15 protein-coding genes, 1 tRNA gene and 2 pseudogenes are annotated in these 16770 nt (G+C 66.5%); 10 read left to right on the forward strand and 8 right to left on the reverse strand.

All coding sequences use genetic code 11. The features are described 5' to 3' along the window. Both dnaK and BZL64_RS32645 read right to left on the reverse strand, forming a co-directional pair. The coding region (gene dnaK / locus BZL64_RS32640) for a molecular chaperone DnaK (protein WP_086772729.1) at window positions 1-1116 on the reverse strand (1116 nt) is incomplete at its 3' end. Window positions 1117-1211: 95 nt separating this feature from the next. Further along, entirely contained in the window at window positions 1212-2477 is a 1266-nt protein-coding gene (locus BZL64_RS32645) for an MraY family glycosyltransferase (protein ID WP_086772730.1), read from the reverse strand. A gap of 240 nt (window positions 2478-2717) precedes the next feature. Here BZL64_RS32645 and BZL64_RS32650 point away from each other — a divergent pair, with 240 nt between their 5' ends. Both BZL64_RS32650 and BZL64_RS32655 read left to right on the forward strand, forming a co-directional pair. After that, window positions 2718-5009 carry a (Fe-S)-binding protein gene (locus BZL64_RS32650; protein ID WP_086772731.1) on the forward strand — a complete coding sequence of 764 codons (2292 nt, stop codon included), beginning with the start codon at window positions 2718-2720 and terminating at the stop codon, window positions 5007-5009. A 125-nt stretch (window positions 5010-5134) separates the two neighbouring features. Beyond that, window positions 5135-6142 carry a Yip1 family protein gene (locus BZL64_RS32655; RefSeq protein ID WP_086772732.1) on the forward strand — a complete coding sequence of 336 codons (1008 nt, stop codon included), beginning with the start codon at window positions 5135-5137 and terminating at the stop codon, window positions 6140-6142. Between the two features lie 80 nt (window positions 6143-6222). On the opposite strand, the gene BZL64_RS32660 is transcribed toward BZL64_RS32655, so the two are convergent. Further along, window positions 6223-7599, reverse strand: a complete 1377-nt coding sequence (locus tag BZL64_RS32660; protein WP_208639567.1) for a phosphatase PAP2 family protein — start codon at window positions 7597-7599, stop codon at window positions 6223-6225. 366 nt (window positions 7600-7965) lie between these two features. On the opposite strand from BZL64_RS32660, the gene BZL64_RS39630 reads away from it, so the two are divergent. Beyond that, complete coding sequence (locus BZL64_RS39630) at window positions 7966-8730, forward strand: SCO4651 family lipoprotein (RefSeq protein ID WP_158101577.1); 765 nt, start codon at window positions 7966-7968, stop codon at window positions 8728-8730. Window positions 8731-8889: 159 nt separating this feature from the next. Here the strand turns inward: BZL64_RS39630 and BZL64_RS32670 are convergent, their stop codons facing one another. Next, a complete protein-coding gene (locus BZL64_RS32670) occupies window positions 8890-9399 on the reverse strand; it encodes a phosphoribosyltransferase (protein ID WP_086772734.1) in 510 nt (169 codons plus the stop codon). 7 nt (window positions 9400-9406) lie between these two features. After that, window positions 9407-9982 carry a dCTP deaminase gene (gene dcd / locus BZL64_RS32675; protein ID WP_086772735.1) on the reverse strand — a complete coding sequence of 192 codons (576 nt, stop codon included), beginning with the start codon at window positions 9980-9982 and terminating at the stop codon, window positions 9407-9409. 89 nt (window positions 9983-10071) lie between these two features. On the opposite strand from dcd, the gene BZL64_RS40370 reads away from it, so the two are divergent. Further along, window positions 10072-10341: a hypothetical protein gene (locus BZL64_RS40370; RefSeq protein ID WP_167396232.1), complete on the forward strand. Its 270-nt coding sequence runs from the start codon at window positions 10072-10074 to the stop codon at window positions 10339-10341. Between the two features lie 263 nt (window positions 10342-10604). Next, window positions 10605-10678 (forward strand) — tRNA-Gly (locus BZL64_RS32680). Between the two features lie 123 nt (window positions 10679-10801). Here the strand turns inward: BZL64_RS32680 and BZL64_RS41535 are convergent. Next, window positions 10802-10960, reverse strand: a pseudogene (locus BZL64_RS41535) (ATP-binding protein); the annotation flags it as partial. Here BZL64_RS41535 and BZL64_RS42270 point away from each other — a divergent pair. Together BZL64_RS42270 and BZL64_RS32695 are read left to right on the forward strand one after the other, a co-directional pair. After that, window positions 10952-11267: pseudogene (locus BZL64_RS42270) on the forward strand (hypothetical protein); the annotation flags it as partial. The pseudogenes BZL64_RS41535 and BZL64_RS42270 sit on opposite strands and share 9 nt — an antisense overlap. 111 nt (window positions 11268-11378) lie before the next feature. Beyond that, the gene (locus BZL64_RS32695; RefSeq protein ID WP_244205638.1) at window positions 11379-11972 is read left to right on the forward strand and encodes a hypothetical protein; all 594 of its coding nucleotides are present in this window, start codon (window positions 11379-11381) and stop codon (window positions 11970-11972) included. A gap of 1128 nt (window positions 11973-13100) precedes the next feature. Here the strand turns inward: BZL64_RS32695 and BZL64_RS39970 are convergent. Both BZL64_RS39970 and BZL64_RS32705 read right to left on the reverse strand, forming a co-directional pair. Next, window positions 13101-13373, reverse strand: coding sequence for a lactococcin 972 family bacteriocin (locus BZL64_RS39970; protein ID WP_158101578.1), 273 nt, complete (start codon window positions 13371-13373; stop codon window positions 13101-13103). Between the two features lie 869 nt (window positions 13374-14242). Further along, window positions 14243-14572 carry a hypothetical protein gene (locus BZL64_RS32705; protein WP_086772741.1) on the reverse strand — a complete coding sequence of 110 codons (330 nt, stop codon included), beginning with the start codon at window positions 14570-14572 and terminating at the stop codon, window positions 14243-14245. A 256-nt stretch (window positions 14573-14828) separates the two neighbouring features. On the opposite strand from BZL64_RS32705, the gene BZL64_RS32710 reads away from it, so the two are divergent. From BZL64_RS32710 to BZL64_RS32720, 3 genes are all read left to right on the forward strand, one after another. Further along, window positions 14829-15116 carry a hypothetical protein gene (locus tag BZL64_RS32710; RefSeq protein WP_086772738.1) on the forward strand — a complete coding sequence of 96 codons (288 nt, stop codon included), beginning with the start codon at window positions 14829-14831 and terminating at the stop codon, window positions 15114-15116. A gap of 215 nt (window positions 15117-15331) precedes the next feature. Beyond that, complete coding sequence (locus tag BZL64_RS40695; protein ID WP_208639568.1) at window positions 15332-15697, forward strand: hypothetical protein; 366 nt, start codon at window positions 15332-15334, stop codon at window positions 15695-15697. 225 nt (window positions 15698-15922) lie between these two features. After that, entirely contained in the window at window positions 15923-16735 is an 813-nt protein-coding gene (locus BZL64_RS32720; protein WP_086772739.1) for a hypothetical protein, read from the forward strand. The last annotated feature ends 35 nt before the right edge of the window (window positions 16736-16770 follow it).

Consider the following 16770-nt stretch of genomic DNA (forward strand, 5'->3'; position numbering starts at 1 on the left):
GATGCCCAGGGACAGCGGGGTCACGTCGAGGAGCAGGACGTCCTTGACCTCACCCTTGAGGACACCGGCCTGGAGCACGGCGCCGATGGCGACGACCTCGTCCGGGTTGACACCCTTGTTGGCCTCGTTGCCGCCCGTCAGCTCCTTGACCAGCTCGGCGACGGCGGGCATGCGGGTGGAGCCGCCCACGAGAACGACGTGGTCGATCTCGGAGAGGTTGATGCCGGCGTCCTTGATGACGTTGTGGAACGGCGTCTTGCAGCGCTCCAGCAGGTCCGCGGTCAGCTGCTGGAACTGAGCGCGCGTGAGCTTCTCGTCCAGGTGCAGCGGGCCCTCGGCGGACGCCGTGATGTACGGCAGGTTGATCGAGGTCTCGGTGGACGAGGACAGCTCGATCTTGGCCTTCTCGGCGGCCTCGCGGAGGCGCTGGAGGGCCATCTTGTCCTTGGCGAGGTCCACGCCGTGACCGGACTTGAACTGCTGCACCAGGTAGTCGACGACACGCTGGTCCCAGTCGTCACCACCGAGGTGGTTGTCGCCGTTGGTCGCCTTCACCTCGACGACACCGTCACCGATCTCCAGGAGGGACACGTCGAAGGTGCCGCCACCGAGGTCGAAGACGAGGATCGTCTGGTCGTCCTTGTCGAGGCCGTACGCGAGCGCGGCCGCGGTGGGCTCGTTGACGATACGAAGGACGTTGAGACCGGCGATCTCACCGGCTTCCTTCGTCGCCTGGCGCTCGGAGTCGTTGAAGTACGCCGGGACGGTGATGACCGCGTCGGTCACCTTCTCGCCCAGGTAGGCCTCGGCGTCCCGCTTCAGCTTCTGCAGGATGAACGCGCTCATCTGCTGCGGGTTGAAGTTCTTCCCGTCGAGCTCGATCTTCCAGTCGGTGCCCATGTGGCGCTTGACCGACCGGATGGTCCTGTCGACGTTGGTGACCGCCTGACGCTTGGCCACCTCGCCGACCAGCACCTCACCGTTCTTCGCGAAGGCGACGACGGACGGCGTGGTCCTGGCACCCTCGGCGTTGGTGATGACGGTGGGCTCGCCGCCCTCCAGAACGCTGACGACGGAGTTGGTTGTGCCCAGGTCGATGCCGACCGCACGTGCCATGGTGATCTTCCTCCAGCTGACTTGAGTGGAACAGGCTCAAGTGTGCACGAGACTCACCGCTGGGTCAACGGACCTGAGTCGCCAGGACTCAACTCTTATCCGTTCCTTACACGCAAGGACCCGGTGACCTGCGGGGATTCCGCACGCCGGGATGCCCGCAAGGGTGATTCCACCGGCTCGCGAGGGGGCCGCACCACGGCCACGGGTTGACGACGGAACCGTGGCCGGGGGCGCGGCGAGACCTCACGATGCACGCCGGTCTCGCCACCCACGCCGGCCTCACGACCCACGCGCGCCTCACGACCCACACGAGCCTCACGACCCGCCTGCGCCTCACGCCCCGCCCGAGCCTCGCGACTCACGCGCGCGTCCGGGCCCCCGCGCCCCTGCCCGGGTACGCGCCCGCGTACGCGCCACAGGACGAGGACGACGGCTGTCACGCCTCCCGCCACCCACAGCACAGTCCCCGCGCCCAGCAGCCCGGTGTGCACCAGCGTCCCCGTGAGCACGCCCGCGAAGGCGGCCGTTCCGACGCCCACCGTTACCCCCGCGGGCGTGAGGCCGAGCCGTCGCAGCCGGTGGGCGAGGTGGTCGGGGCCGCGGCGTAGCAGCGGGCGTCCGGCGGTGCGCCGGATCAGCACCACGAGGGCGGCGTCGGCGACGGCGATCGCGGTGAGCGCGAACAGCACCCCCGCCCCGGTGACCGCGTCCTGCCCCGCGCGCGTGGTGACGGCCGCGGCGGCGAGCAGGAAGCCGGTGAACATCGCGCCGCAGCCGCCGAGGGCCACGCGCGCGGGGGGCCAGTTATGCATGAGGAAGCCGGTGAGCGCGGCGGCGAGGACGCTCAGCAGCACCGCGAGGCCGTCCATCACCTCGGCCGCGGCACAGGCGGCCACCCCGAAGGCGGTGACGACGCCGACGGTGCCGGCCATCCCGTCGGCGTGGTCGAGCCCCCGGAAGGCGAGGGTGACGCAGGCGATCCAGCCGACGGCGGCGACCCCGGCGGGCACACCGGTGTCGCCGTACGGGACGACGCAGGCCGCCGCGACGGCCGTACCGACGAGGAGGAACCGGGTCTTGAGCCGCCAGGCGTCCGCGACCAGACCGAGGGCGGCGGCTCCGGCGCCGGCGGCGAGCAGCGCGCCCATCCCCTCACCGAGCGGCGCGAAGCCGGTCCGGTCGCCGGCGACGGCCACGAGGCAGGTGGCGAGGACGACGGCGACTCCCCCGGACAGCGGCACGCGTCGCTGCCGCTGGCGCCGGTCGAGCAGTGCGAGGCGCAGGGCGGGGGCGCGCAGCAGCGCGGCGAGAACGGCGGCGAGGAGCAGGGCTGTGGTGGCGGCGACGATCCCGTAGAGCACGGATATAAATTAGTCATAAATGTATCAATTTGGTACGAATAACACGGCCCGGCACCGTCAGATTTCCCCCTCCTTCCGGCACCGCCTCTGAGGTGACCCTCAGCGATCCAGATCACTCCGCGCCCGGCTACAGTGCGGCAGAAGATAGGGGTAGTCTCAGACGGACTGCATAAGTTACCGCTTAGTAATGTCGGCGCCGCCGACGAAACCCCGCAAACCTCGCAGGCCCGAGGAGCCCCCATGCAACTCGCCGCGATCATCGTGTCGCTGGCCCTGACCGTGGTCGGCGTCGCCCTGCTCGCCCGCGCCATCGGCCAGTTCGTCCGGTATTTCAAGCTGGGCCAGCCGGTCCCGGCCGGCACCCGGACCGACAACCCCTATCAGCGCAGCGTGACACTCGTACGCGAGTTCCTCGGCCACACGCGCATGAACCGATGGGGCATCGTCGGCTTCGCCCACTGGTTCGTGGCCGTCGGCTTCCTGACGCTGCCGCCCACCCTCGCGCAGGCGTTCGGCCAGCTCTTCCAGGCCGACTGGACGCTGCCGGTCATCGGTGAGTTCCTGCCGTTCGAGCTGTACATCGAGTTCATCGGCGTGATGACGATCCTCGGCATCGCCGTACTCATCGTGATCCGCCTGCTGAGCCTGCCCTCGCGGCCCGGCCGCAAGTCCCGCTTCGCGGGCTCGAAGGCCGGTCAGGCGTACTTCGTCGAGTACGTCATCCTCACCATCGGCCTCGCCATCTACGTGCTGCGCGGCCTCGAGGGCGCACTCCACCACGTCGAGCACTACGAGGCCGGCTACTTCGCCTCGTACCCCCTGGTCCTCGCCTTCAAGGGCCTGTCGGTCGGCACGCTGCAGAACCTCGTCTACCTCACCGCGATGATCAAGATCGGGACGTCCTTCGTCTGGATGATCGTCGTCTCGCTGAACACCAACATGGGTGTCGCCTGGCACCGCTTCCTCGCCTTCCCGAACATCTGGTTCAAGCGCGAGGCGACCGGCGGTACGGCCCTGGGCGCCCTCCTGCCGATGACGTCCGGCGGCAAGCCGATCGACTTCACCGACCCCGGCGACGACGACGTGTTCGGCGTCTCCCAGGTCGAGCAGTTCTCCTGGAAGGGCCTGCTGGACTTCTCCACCTGCACCGAGTGCGGGCGCTGCCAGTCCCAGTGCCCCGCCTGGAACACCGGCAAGCCGCTCTCCCCCAAGCTCCTGATCATGTCCCTGCGCGACCACGCGCACGCCAAGGCCCCGTACCTGCTGGCCGGCGGCGGCAAGACCATGGAGGGCGAGGAGAAGGCCTCCGAGGAGCAGCTGGCGGGCGTCCCCGCGGCGGCACTGGCGGAGGCCGAGCGCCCGCTGATCGGCACCCTCGAAGAGAACGGCGTCATCGACCCGGACGTCCTGTGGTCCTGCACCACCTGCGGCGCCTGCGTCGAGCAGTGCCCGGTCGACATCGAGCACGTCGACCACATCGTCGACATGCGCCGCTACCAGGTGATGATCGAGTCGTCGTTCCCGTCCGAGGCGGGCACGATGCTCAAGAACCTGGAGAAGAAGGGCAACCCCTGGGGCCTGGCCAAGAAGCAGCGCCTGGAGTGGACGAAGGAAGTCGACTTCGAGGTGCCGGTCGTCGGCAAGGACATCGAGGACCTCTCCGAGGTCGAGTACCTGTACTGGGTCGGCTGCGCCGGCGCCCTCGAGGACCGCGCCAAGAAGACCACCAAGGCCTTCGCCGAACTCCTCCACATCGCGGGCGTCAAGTTCGCGATCATGGGCGGCGACGAGAAGTGCACCGGTGACTCCGCCCGCCGCCTCGGCAACGAGCCCCTGTTCCAGGAGCTCGGCATGGAGAACGTCATGGCGCTGAACATGGCGTTCGGCGAGGAGACCGACGACGACGGCAAGGTCACCGACGAGTCCCGCAAGCCGGCCTCGGCGAAGAAGATCGTCGCCACCTGCCCGCACTGCCTCAACACCATCGGCAACGAGTACCCGCAGCTCGGCGGCGACTACGAGGTCATCCACCACACCCAGCTGCTCCAGCACCTCATCGACGAGGGCAAGCTGATCCCGGTGACCCCGGTCGACGGCCTCATCACCTACCACGACCCCTGCTACCTGGGCCGGCACAACAAGATCTACTCGCCGCCGCGGGAGATCATGTCCGCGGTGCCCGGTCTGCGCCAGCAGGAGATGCACCGCCACAAGGAACGCGGCTTCTGCTGCGGCGCCGGCGGCGCGCGGATGTGGATGGAGGAGCGGATCGGCAAGCGCATCAACAACGAGCGCGTCGACGAGGCCCTCTCCCTCAACCCGGACATCGTCTCCACCGCCTGCCCGTTCTGCCTCGTCATGCTCACGGACTCCGTGAACGGCAAGAAGAACGACGGCCAGGCCAAGGAGTCCATCACGGTCGTGGACGTCGCCCAGCTCCTCCTCGACTCCGTCAAGACCCCGGTCGACGACGAACCCCCCGCGGGTGCGGCCGAGTCGGAGAACGAGCCGGAGCCCCAGCCGGTGAAGTGACCGCCGGCGACGGTCCGTTGCGACGCCCCCTGTTCTGCGCTTCCTTGCGCGGACAGGGGGCGTCGTCGTGCCGGGCGGCACCCTCGCGGGTCCCCCGGACGGTCGTACGGGTCTCCCCTTAGGGGATGTCACAGGTCGGCCGCAAAGCCGCTCCCACAGGGCCGGGCCGCGCACGTCACTCTCCGGGACCAGGTACGTTCGATGACGTGGCTGGATTCAGGATCGGACGTGGCGGCCGGGACGGCCGCGCCCCGCAAGCGCGACCCCATAACCCTCCCCACGGGCAGCAGAGGCCCCAGGGGCCGCCGCCGCACGGCTACCCGCCGGCGCAGCAGCCGTACCCGCCGCAGCAGCGGCCGCAGTACGGCGGCGGGGGCGGCGGGCAGCAGTGGCCCCCGAGGAACGGCGGTGGCCAGGGTGGCGGCGAGCCGGAGTACTTCGGCGGCGACGACCCCTACGGCGCGCCCCCGCACGACCCGTACGCCGCGAACAGCCCGGGTCACACCCAGGCGTTCTCGATCGACGACCACCAGCAGTACAACCAGGGCGAGACCTACCACGCCGGTGCCGCGGCCCCGGCGGGCCCGACCGGTCCGCGCCTGCACTGGAAGGAACTGCTGCGGGGCGTCGTACTCTCCCCCGACCAGACCTTCCTGCGGATGCGGGACTACACGATGTGGGGCCCCGCCCTCGTCGTCACCTTCCTCTACGGCCTGCTCGCGGTGTTCGGCTTCGACGACACGCGCCAGGACACGATCAACGCGACGCTGTCGAACGCGATCCCGATCGTCCTGACGACCGCCGTGGCGATGGTGATCAGCACCTTCATCCTGGGCGTCGTCACCCACAGCCTGGCCCGTCAGCTCGGCGGCGACGGCGCCTGGCAGCCCACGGTCGGCCTCTCCATGCTGATCATGTCCCTCACGGACACCCCGCGCCTGATCGTCGCGATGTTCGCGGGCGGCGACGCGTCGTTCGTGCAGCTGCTCGGCTGGGCCACCTGGGTCGCCGCCGGCGCCCTCCTCACCCTCATGGTCAGCCGCTCCCACGACCTGCCCTGGCCGAAGGCCCTGGGCGCGTCGGCGATCCAGCTGATCGCGATCCTGTCGATCGTGAAGCTGGGCACGTTCTGATCCTCGGCACCGACAGAAGGGAAAGCCCCCGGCGCGAATGCCGGGGGCTTTTCTCGTCCGGGGGGGAAGCCCCACCCGGTTCAGATCAGTTCGGGTTCTGATTTCGCCTCTGATTCTGCTGCCGGGGCGGGTGCAGGTACAGGTGAGGGTGTAGGTGCCGGTACGGGCACCGCTTCCCAGCGTGCGGTCGTCCGTACATAGCCGTAGATCACTGAGCCCATCGCCAGCAGGAGAAGCGGTCCGGACAACCACCGGTGCTCGGCCATCTCCGACGGCAGAAAGCGATACGACAGCAGGAGCGCGGTGAACACCGTCGCGCCGTAAGCGGTCAGCCGGAGCCCCGACCGATCCCAGCCGTGGTCGAACGTGCGCAGGGCCGCCTCGATGGTGAGCGTGAACACGACTCCGGCGACAAGGTCCACGCCGTAGTGGTAGCCGAATCCCAGCGTCGCGCAGAGCGTGGCGACCAGCCAGAAGGCGCCCGCGAACCGCAGTACGCGCGGGCCCTTCCGGGTATGGATGAAGATCGCGGTGGCCCACGCCGTGTGCAGGCTGGGCATGCAGTTGCGCGGGGTGATCTCGTCGAAGGTCATGTGGCCGGGGGTCTGGAGCGGCGGCGGTGTCTGCGGCCACAGGTCCGCCACGGCCCAGGGCTCGCTGGGCGGCATGTCCGGCGCCCACAGGCTGACGTCCGCCCAGTGCTCGGCGCCCGTGCCGTAGGCGAAGATCGGTCCGACCACCGGGTAGATCATGTAGAAGGCCGGACCGATGAGGCCGATCAGCAGGAAGGTGCGCACCAGGTGGTGGCGGGGGAAGCGGCGCTCGACCACCACGTGGCGCAGTTGGTACAGCGCGACGACGACCGCGGCGACCGGGAGCTGGCCGTAGACGAAGTCGAGGAAGTTGAAGCCGATCGGTCCGCAGGCCGTCACGAGCCGGCCGAGCAGCCATGAGGGGTCGCCCAGCGCGTGGTCGGCGGTCGCCACGTACTGGTCGAGCACGAGCGGCCGGGTCTCGGAGGTGATGAGCAGCCAGGTGTCACCGGTCTTGCGGCCGGCCATCAGCAGCAGAGCCAGCCCGGCGCCCTTGAGCAACAGCGAGCGTTCCCGGCCGGTGCGCCGCGTGACGGCGACGACCGCGCAGCCGAGCGTCACCCACAGGGCGCCGTTGCCGAACGGGTGGCCTTCCGTCACCTCGATGCCGGCCATCCATCGGACCGACAGGAAGCACATATCGATACCGATCGCGGCGCCGAGGGCGATCAACCGTTGCCGCCAGGTGAGCACCACCATCATCAACGCCATGGCGGCGTACAACAGGCCACCCGACTTGGGCGGGAAGATCACTTCCCGCGCCTGCGTGGTCAGCGGCCCCGGCAGGCCGAGACGACGCGCCACGAACTCCAGCGCGATGAGGAATCCGAGGCCCACGACCATTGCCGCGGCCCAGACGATCATCCGGGGCTGACGCCACGAGGAGTACTCGTACTCGTTTCTGCCTTTTATTCGCGAAAACACCCGCGACGCTATAGGTATCAATTATTTGACCGATTTAGTAGTTTTTGAGAAATAGGTTACTTTCACACCGAATGGCGCGTCTTTCTGGCCCAGAAGGGGTCGATAAGGGCGTTCATCGCGAGTTCGAACATGTTAGCCGCGCGCTAAGAACGGGTTAAGTCCCCCGGCCGAATGCGCCAACGCTCACCCCTACACACTGAGAGGCGGAGAGGCCGACCGCGGTTGGCTCATGACGCGAGTCGATCATCTCGCCGTGCCCATGACAGACTCGGCGACCTGTCGGCCACGCTCGAGGAGACCCCTGTCATGCGCCAATTGGCCACCACGGCGGCCGGTATCGCCGCCGCCGTCCTGCTCAGTGGCTGCGGCACGGGGGAGACCGACGCAGCACCCGCACCCTCACCCACGGCGAAGAACGAAGCATCGGCCACACCGGCGCCCGAAAGTGCCTTCGAAGTCGAGGCGGCACTCAAGAACGCCGATCCGGCACGCTACTCGGCCGAGATCAGGACGGAGACCTATACGGGCTCCATTCTGGGGGTCGTCATGTCCGGCCGGATGAACTTCAACGGACCGGCCCCTACGGGCAGACTCACCTTGAAAACCTCCGACAGTGTCCCGGAGAACCAGGCGTTCAGCACGGAGACGATCCTGCTGGAGGACGCCACCTACACGCGGACCCTTGACGGCGGAGCAGCCGGGAAGTGGCAGCGTATGGGACGGGACTCCTCAGCCGCCGGCCTGACCGACTACGGTGCCTACGCGCAGCTGCTCCTGGACCTCGGCCCGGAGGTTCGAAAGGGTACGGAGAAGGTGGGCGGTGCCCCGGCGTACCGGCTCTCCGGGAACGTCACCCAGGACCAGCTCCGGACGGTGGACCCTCGCCTGTACGACAGGATGCGCGCCACGGGCACCAAGGATTTCGCCTGTGACGTGTGGGTCGACGAATCCGGCCGAGTCGTGCGCTTCGACCAGCGGCTGGAGATGGCCGGCAAGGCGGCGCGGAACGTCGGGACGTTCAAGAACTTCGGGGCGCCGGTGCCGGTGAGCGCACCCAGCGCACCCGAGTAGCTGACGCGTCGCCGGCCGCGACACCGAGGGCCCTCGGGGCTGTGGCCACCGAGGGCCCTCGGCGAGTGGCCGAGAGCCCTGCCTGGCCTGACCTCTGGGCCGGCCGGCCCGACCCCTGGCCATACCCGTCATACAGCGGGCGCGGAAATCCCCCGTGGGTCAGAGCGCTTCCTTGGACGGCGTGACCGGCTCGCCCGACTTACGCACCACGGGCAGAACACTCCACGGGAAGTTGATCCAGTCGTCGGTGCGCTTCCAGACGTACTCGCACTTCACGAGGGAATGGGACTTCTCGTAGATCACGGCGCTGCGGACCTCGGCGACGGCGTCGAGACAGAAGTCCCGCACCAGCTTGAGCGTCTTGCCGGTGTCGGCGACGTCGTCGGTGATCAGGACCTTCTTGTCGGAGAAGTCGATCGCGTTGGGCACGGGCGCGAGCATGACGGGCATCTCAAGGGTCGTACCCACGCCCGTATAGAACTCGACGTTCACCAGGTGGAGGTTCTTGCAGTCGAGGGCGTACGCGAGCCCTCCGGCGACGAAGACCCCGCCGCGCGCGATGCTGAGCACGATGTCCGGCTCGTAGCCGTCGTCGGCGATGCTCTGGGCGAGTTCGCGGACGGCCACGCCGAACCGCTCGTAGCTGAGGTTCTCCCGTGCGTCGCTCATACGCCGCTCAGACCTGGGTGCGGTGGAAGTTGAGGAAGGAGCGGGAGGCGGTCGGCCCCCGCTGCCCCTGATACCGGGACCCGTACCGCTCGCTGCCGTAGGGGTGCTCGGCGGGGGAGCTGAGCCGGAAGAGGCACAGCTGCCCGATCTTCATGCCCGGCCAGAGCTTGATGGGCAGGGTGGCGAGGTTGGACAGCTCGAGCGTGACGTGTCCGGAGAAGCCGGGGTCGATGAAACCGGCGGTGGAGTGCGTGACGAGTCCGAGCCGGCCGAGGGAACTCTTCCCTTCCAGCCGGGAGGCGAGATCATCGGGGAGGCTGATGACCTCGTAGGTGGAGGCGAGGACGAACTCCCCGGGGTGCAGGATGAACGGCTCGTCACCCTCCGGTTCCACCAGCCGCGTGAGGTCCGCCTGCTCGACCGACGGGTCGATGTGGGGGTACCGGTGGTTCTCGAACACCCGGAAGTAGCGGTCGAGGCGCACGTCGACACTGGACGGCTGCACCATGGATTCGTCGTAGGGATCGATCCGGACCCGCCCGGATTCGATCTCGGCCCGGATGTCCTTGTCTGAGAGAAGCACGCCCCGAGGATACGCAAGGCGCGCGGACCGACCACCATCAGGACGGTTCCGCGCGCCAGGCCACTGTTGCCGCTGCTGTTCTGTTTCGGTTGCTGCTGTTGCTGTTGTTGCTGCTGTTGCTGCTGTTGCTGTTGCTGCTGCTGCTATTGGTGCCGCTCGCTGCTTGCTACCGCTTCACCGCTTCACCGCTTCACCGCTTCACAAGGGCCACCGGCACCGCACTGCGGAGCCGGGCACAGCGAGGGCACCGGACGAGCCGTCCGGGACCGAGCCGCTCGGCCTGCTGCATCGGGAACGAAGTGGTGCTGAACACGTGCCCATCGGCACAACGGACGACGGTGCGCTCCATCAAGTCCTAGAGTCCCTTCCCCAAGAGCCGCGTCCGACTGCTGCTCGCCGGACGACGAAAGGCCACATTACGGGACGAACGAGACGACCCTCCAGGCGGCACTCCGACCACACCAGGACCCTCCCCCACGCCTCCACCGTACGCCCCAACTCCAGCCCCAGGCACGCGGATCCCCTCCCCCGAAACGCACTCGGCCCCCAGGGCTTCAGCGCCGGGGGCCAGGGATGAGGTAGAGTTACCGCGCGATCAGACACCGATCCGATGGCGTCTTACGCGGGTGTAGTTTAATGGTAGAACATCAGCTTCCCAAGCTGAGAGCGCGAGTTCGATTCTCGTCACCCGCTCCATGATTAGGGCCCAGGTCATAGACCTGGGTCTTTTTGCTGTGTTTGGCGGTCACTCGCCGCGTGCCAGATTCGTGCCAGAGGGCGCCTCACTGAGTACGCGTACCAACGGATGCGTTCCTCCCCTCACGACGGCCAGACATCGGCAAGCATGAAGGAGACCACCGTCCCACCGAAGCGACTGGGCCCTGAGGGCCACGACGCGGCGATCGAGCCGACGAGCAGTAGTCCACGCCCGTGCGCGTCATTGGCGTCCGGACACCGAAGCCGACACTGAGCCGCGAAATCTGCAGGCTTCTGCGACATCGACTACGAGCGCAACAAGGCCCTCTGGCTGAATGAACAGCGTCCGGCGAAGCTCGACGCCGAGTCGGTGCTACCCCAACTCGCCCAGTTCGAGGCAGAGGCCCGAAGCCGCGGAGTCACCCACACGACGTTCCGCCACCTCACAGAGGTCCTGAACCTCAAAGGCTCACAGCGCGACGACCTACGCCGCCTGCTCATCAAGAGCCAACCGGAACAGTATGCGGCGCCCGTATGCGAATCGCATGAGCGACGTCGCCGAGCCAACACTTCTCACGGGCCTTCCTGATCCGCTGGAAAAACACTCACTCGAACCGACTGGGCGAGGTTGGACCATGCTTACGGGTCTGCCGCGGACGCACCCGGAATACTGGTCGCCCTCCTGGACCCAATCCAGGACGTGAGAACCAAGGCGCTGGTCAATCTCCACGGCGTCCTGCACCACCAGAACACGCTCTACGAGGTCACGGCACCCACAGCCCTGTACGTGTGCGCGATCCTGCCCGACCCAAGAACGACGCGCACGGTTGAGAAGGCCCGGTGGGACTTCCCCGGCAACATGCGCGCCGAGCTACTGGCTTGGATCGCTTCGGTTGCCAACGAGGCCACGGACGCGGCCGATGCCACGAGTCGACGGTACGGGTTCCCTCTTGACGACTATCCGCCGGCCGTAGCCATACAAAGGATCCGACCGTTGCTGTTCTCGGCCAGCTTCACGTGCGCCGATGACGACGACCGCCACGTACGCGAAGCAGCAATCGCGGCATGCATCCCGCTCCTGGACGATCCTCTGCTGCTTCATCGTCGAGCAACACTGGCTCCGTTGGTCCGGCAGGTACTCGGCACGATGCCCTCGACTTCTTGGGGCGAGGACTCCTCAGGCATCGAAGGCCAACGGAACGCCTTCCTCTTCTGCGACACCGACATGTCGCCGGACAGCTCCCAGTGGCATGCAAGCCCGAGCGAAGGTTTCAACGAAGAGCCGCCGCTCTGACCTACTGAACCCGTGATCATCAACGCAGCTCGCTGCTGAGTAACAACCTTCTTTACGGGTTCAAGGCGGCTCGCTCCGCTCCCCGCGCGCAGCCCGGCCCCCGCCCGTGCCGCGCCCACAACAGTTAGTTGTCTGCAATGACGGTACTTCCATCTGGGGTTATGGGCCTGAAGCCTTGTGAACAGATCGCCGCAAGGAATCGTCACAGATAGGATTCGGGCTCAATGTTGGGCTGGCCGGGTAGCACGATCCGACCTTGCTCGAACTTGTTGTACCGCCAGGACGAAGATGACAGCCGCCGCTACGAGGCGAGTGACATTCCATGTCATGCTGGCAACTGACCCTTGCGAAGAGGCCTCGAAACTAAGGCGCATCGAGGTCTCCGCAATGGCTACCAGCGGAATCAGCACTCGGAAGGCAAGTCCACGACGGCCAGCATTCCGCCCCAAGTTTCCTGCCAATCCGAGAAGGAGACCGAGAGCTACGGCTGCAGCACCCCAGAAAAGGGTCTTCGACAGGAAGCCAGCCCAGTAGATATGCGTCCCCTGCGAAGGGTCATCCAGATTCACCCACTCCCGGTACTCCCCCTGTATAAGTTTGGTCACGTAGTAAGCGACCACAGCAGCGGTGAGGGCGGACCCGGCCACGATGGCGGATCTGATCCTGGATCTCAATGAGAAGCCCACGCAATAGGCCAGGGCGGCCCAAACCCAACCTGCCGACAAGACAAGATGTAGCGAGTTGATTACAGGAAATTCGATTGCTCCAAGGAGCGGGGCGGAAACGCCGAGTGCCACGCCAGCTATCAGCGCGGCTGCAAACGACAGGCAGGCAGATCGTGAAGGGACCACGGGATTCGGATGATTCCTTTCCGCAGATAAAACTTAAGGCTACCGCCGGGCGGTTGCGGCGAGGACATTGAAGTGACTGGCTCACGGCTCCCCTCGTTCTCTCCTGAACTACTTAGCCAGGCGGGAGACGAGGGCCGCAACGTCCCGCACTAGTTCTGGCGACAGGATTCACGGCTGAGGCGTGAGCTGTCGAGCCTAGCGAGACATCGCGGCCCCGGAGCGTCGTCACCCTCTGAAGAGGCAGTCCAGAGCGTGACGTTCGAGGTGTCTCTAGGGACTAATCAGTGACACCCCAGTACGCATAGCACGTGTACGCGGCACCTGCGGTCCTGCTGGCCTTGGCCGTCTTGCCAGCATCCGCGCCAACCTTGAGACTGCCATTGGCAATCTTCGCGGTCGCGTTGTGCAACTTCGAGCCGTGGAAGTAGTACGAGTAACACCGCTTGCCGCCGGTCACCACCGCAGTACCGTAGGTCCAGCTGCCGCCGCCCACGTCCTTGGTGGTTGTCGGAGCCATCAGAGAGTTCGGGTCGACCTTGATCTCGACCATGCCCCACTCCTTGACGTTGCCCAGTTCCTTGGGCGGCTGCGGCGTCGCTCCGCTGGCCGGCGAAGCGAGAGCGCCAGCAAGAACGGCTGCGCTCGCAGCGACTACTGCCGATCTTCGGAAGAACCTCATGAAATTGCATCCCCTCCGTTGATGTTCCCGATGCGGGCTCACAGAGACAGACCCTGAGTGATGCGTGATCTGTGATGCAAGGGAGATTCGAGGGCAGCGTCTGAAAACCACTGATCGCATCACGCCCATATTGAGAGTTTCACGATCCGTACGCTGTGGCACTTGCAGTGCCGAGTCGGAAATGTCCCAGCCTGGACAGGTCACGTATCGTGAAGGTCCACAGCGTCCCAACCTCCATCTTCGACCTGATGTGATCGTATGCGCGTGGCCTGTTCGTTGACTTAGCGCGGAGGATTCATTACGGGTGCCCGATCGGCTCGGCCGTCCCTTTTTATGCTTATGCGCAGCGGGCGCCTGCCGGGCGGCACAGTAGGCGCACCAGTGAAACGAGGCTCACCGCGCAAAGGTTGCAGCTCCTGAAGAACGGGGCTTCCGCATCGTTGTCACCGGTCGGCCCTCACATCCTGCTCTGCTCGAAGCGCCGAAAGCATGGCTGAGCCATCAGCGCAGGTGACAGGCATACCAACCCAAGACACCGCCCACCCAAGTTGCTTCGGGACGAAGAGGTCGTTGCTCCATGCCTCGCTACCGCGGTTCCGCCGTCGCGGCTTGCTCTGGCGTACGACATCGAGCAGCGTGGCTGAGGCCAGCAGGGGTACAGCGAGACACACGCGCGCCTGATCGGTCGACGCACCCGCCATCGTGGCTGACTGTCGTCGGCTGAGGTATACCAACTTCGGTCAGTTCGAAGGTGTGAAGCCGGCGGACTGATCGAGGTGGAATGCGGAGCCCGGAGCCGTCGGAGTCCAGCCCTCTCGCAGGGCGAGCCGAACAGCCGCAGCGACACCGGACGGCAATACAGGTTCAGCTTCGCGACCCATCCAGTTGCTCGGATGCGACTGGTCGGTGGTGGTCACGAGCGTCATACCCGGAGTGTCCGCATGCTCGACCGCGAACGAGCACGGCGACCAGGCCAGGCCCTGGAAGTACGTCGGCCTGCCTCGCAGCCGCCAGCGGTAGACCGTGCCGTCGACAACGATCCGTCGTGATCCCTTACGGACCAGTGCCATGACGCCCCCTTCAACAGCCACGATGCTAGCCAGCCCGACCCCGGCGTCCGTCTCGGTTTCCGTCCCCTTCATCGCCGTTCACGGCCGTTCAGACGGGGCCGGAGGCGGAGGCCGCTCCGACGGTCAGCCGCCCACGAACGCAGGTGAACGACCCCGTCCGAGTCGCTCAAGATCACCATCAGAGTTGGAAAGCGTGGTTGTCACCACTGATGCTCGGGCCGTCGGCACCATCAACCGAGGCGAGTAGGTTGACGCCGTGGACGATGAAGAGATCACCCTCAGACTCACACGCAATCAAGCGTTCGTGTTGTCGGACTGGCTTTACCAAGTCATGTTCCAGTCCGACGACCTTGAGGGGATCGTGCGCGACCGAGCGGTCTGGTCACCGATCTACACCATCTCGGGAACGCTGGACACTACGCTGAGCGAGATCTTCATGCCCGACTACGCCGAGCGGCTCGACGCAGCCAAGCAGCGACTCCGAGCCGACCTCTACGGCGATGCCGACCATCTAGGCCAAACAAGGTCCCGGCCCAGCCATTAGCCCAGCTCAGCGCCCAGACCGGCTGCAAATGACCGCAGCTTCCCAAGCTCATGTCCCTCATGAGCTGTCGGCGGGCCGGGGAGAGCGGCCTCCCTGTCAGACCCGCGCTGTACAGTCCGGCCTCATGGCTGAGAGCCAACGACGAACTGGCGCAAGGGCGCAGCCGCAGAAGCCGCGGAGTTTGCCGCCGCAATCTGGACCCCGACTGCACATACATGGTCGACCTGGACCCCGATGAGCTTCTGTCGGCAACCAATGCTGTCCTGGACGCCTTCGAGGCCGAGCTGCCCACACTCGCCGGAGGAGACGACAAGCAGGTCTTCGCCGTAGTCGAGCGCATCGTCCTGGCTCTGAACGCGGTGAACGAAGCCCACGACGAACGCGCCTTCGAGACTGATGAGCGCGAGCAGCTCTGCCTACATATCGACCGGAGCTGGCCAACCACGGTTTCCGCACTCCCCCTCGGTTCTCACGTCAGCGGACAGGTCATCGGCCGACAGCTGTTCGGCGTCTGCCTCCTCCTCGTGACGTACCGAACGCGGTTGGACTTGCCGAGATCACCACCATGCATCACCACATGAAGCTGCCAGCCCTGTACGAACCCCGCCGACGCAAGGCGGCTCGTCGCGCAACTAGCCCTCGCAGCCCTCGCGTTGCCGTGTCACGGGTGTGTCATGGCCGGGTTCTGAAGGGACGACGGGCGTGACCTGGGGGTTCGGAAGTCCCTCATAGTCGGCACAGAGCGGGACGCGGCGGAGAACGTACGCCGGTTACCCGCATCCCCGCCTCGGAAGGAACGTCCCGTGATGAACCGTCACCTGCGCAAGGCCGTCTTTGCCGCCGCCGCTGTCACCGCCGGGCTGGTGATGACGGCATGCCAGAACGGTAGCGACGACGCCTCGTCCGGCGAGAGTGGAGCGGGTGCCGCAGCGGTCGCGGACAAGGCTTCGGGGGGCAAGAAGTCGAAGGAGTCCAAGGGATCCAAGGAGTCCGAGAAGTCGGGGGGCGTCAGTGGCGTCAGTGGGTCGTTCAAGAACGGGACTGTCACCTATCTCGCCCCGTACAAGTACATCGTGTCCGTGCAGGGCAAGGACGATCAGCAGTTCCTGGTCGCCGAGGACACCGAGGTCTACGGCGTCGGCACGATCTGCGGCGAGGCCGGGGCCAAGGTGGACGCGCCCTGCACGACGGACCAGTTGGAGGCGGCCGTCAAGAAGGATGCCGTCAGCGCCGATGTCGAGATGACGAACGGTGTCGCCACCCTGGTGACCGAGCGGCGTGCCGCCCAGCAGGGCGGGTCAGATGCTCGTGACACCGTCGTCGAGGGTGTCGACAAGGGCAAGGGCGTCAGCGGGACCTGGTTCGGCAATGTCTCCTACCTGGCGCCGGGCAAGTACACGGTCTCCGACCTGAAGGGCGTCGAGCAGCAGTTCCTCCTCGCCGAGGACACCGAGATCTGGGGTTACGGCGACATCTGCGGTGACTCGAACACCGATGAGGGCGGTCAGGGCGGCACCGAGTGCACCGAGGCCGAACTGGAGGCCGCCGCCAAGAAGGGCTTCGGCGCCGAGGTCGTGGTCAGCAACGGCATCGCGACCACCATCCGCGACGACCACTGAAGCGCCGCGCCCGGCCGCCCGTCGGGGTGACGGGT

Source organism: Streptomyces bobili, from assembly GCF_002154575.1.
In the GTDB taxonomy this organism is placed as follows: Bacteria; Actinomycetota; Actinomycetes; order Streptomycetales; family Streptomycetaceae; genus Streptomyces; species Streptomyces bobili.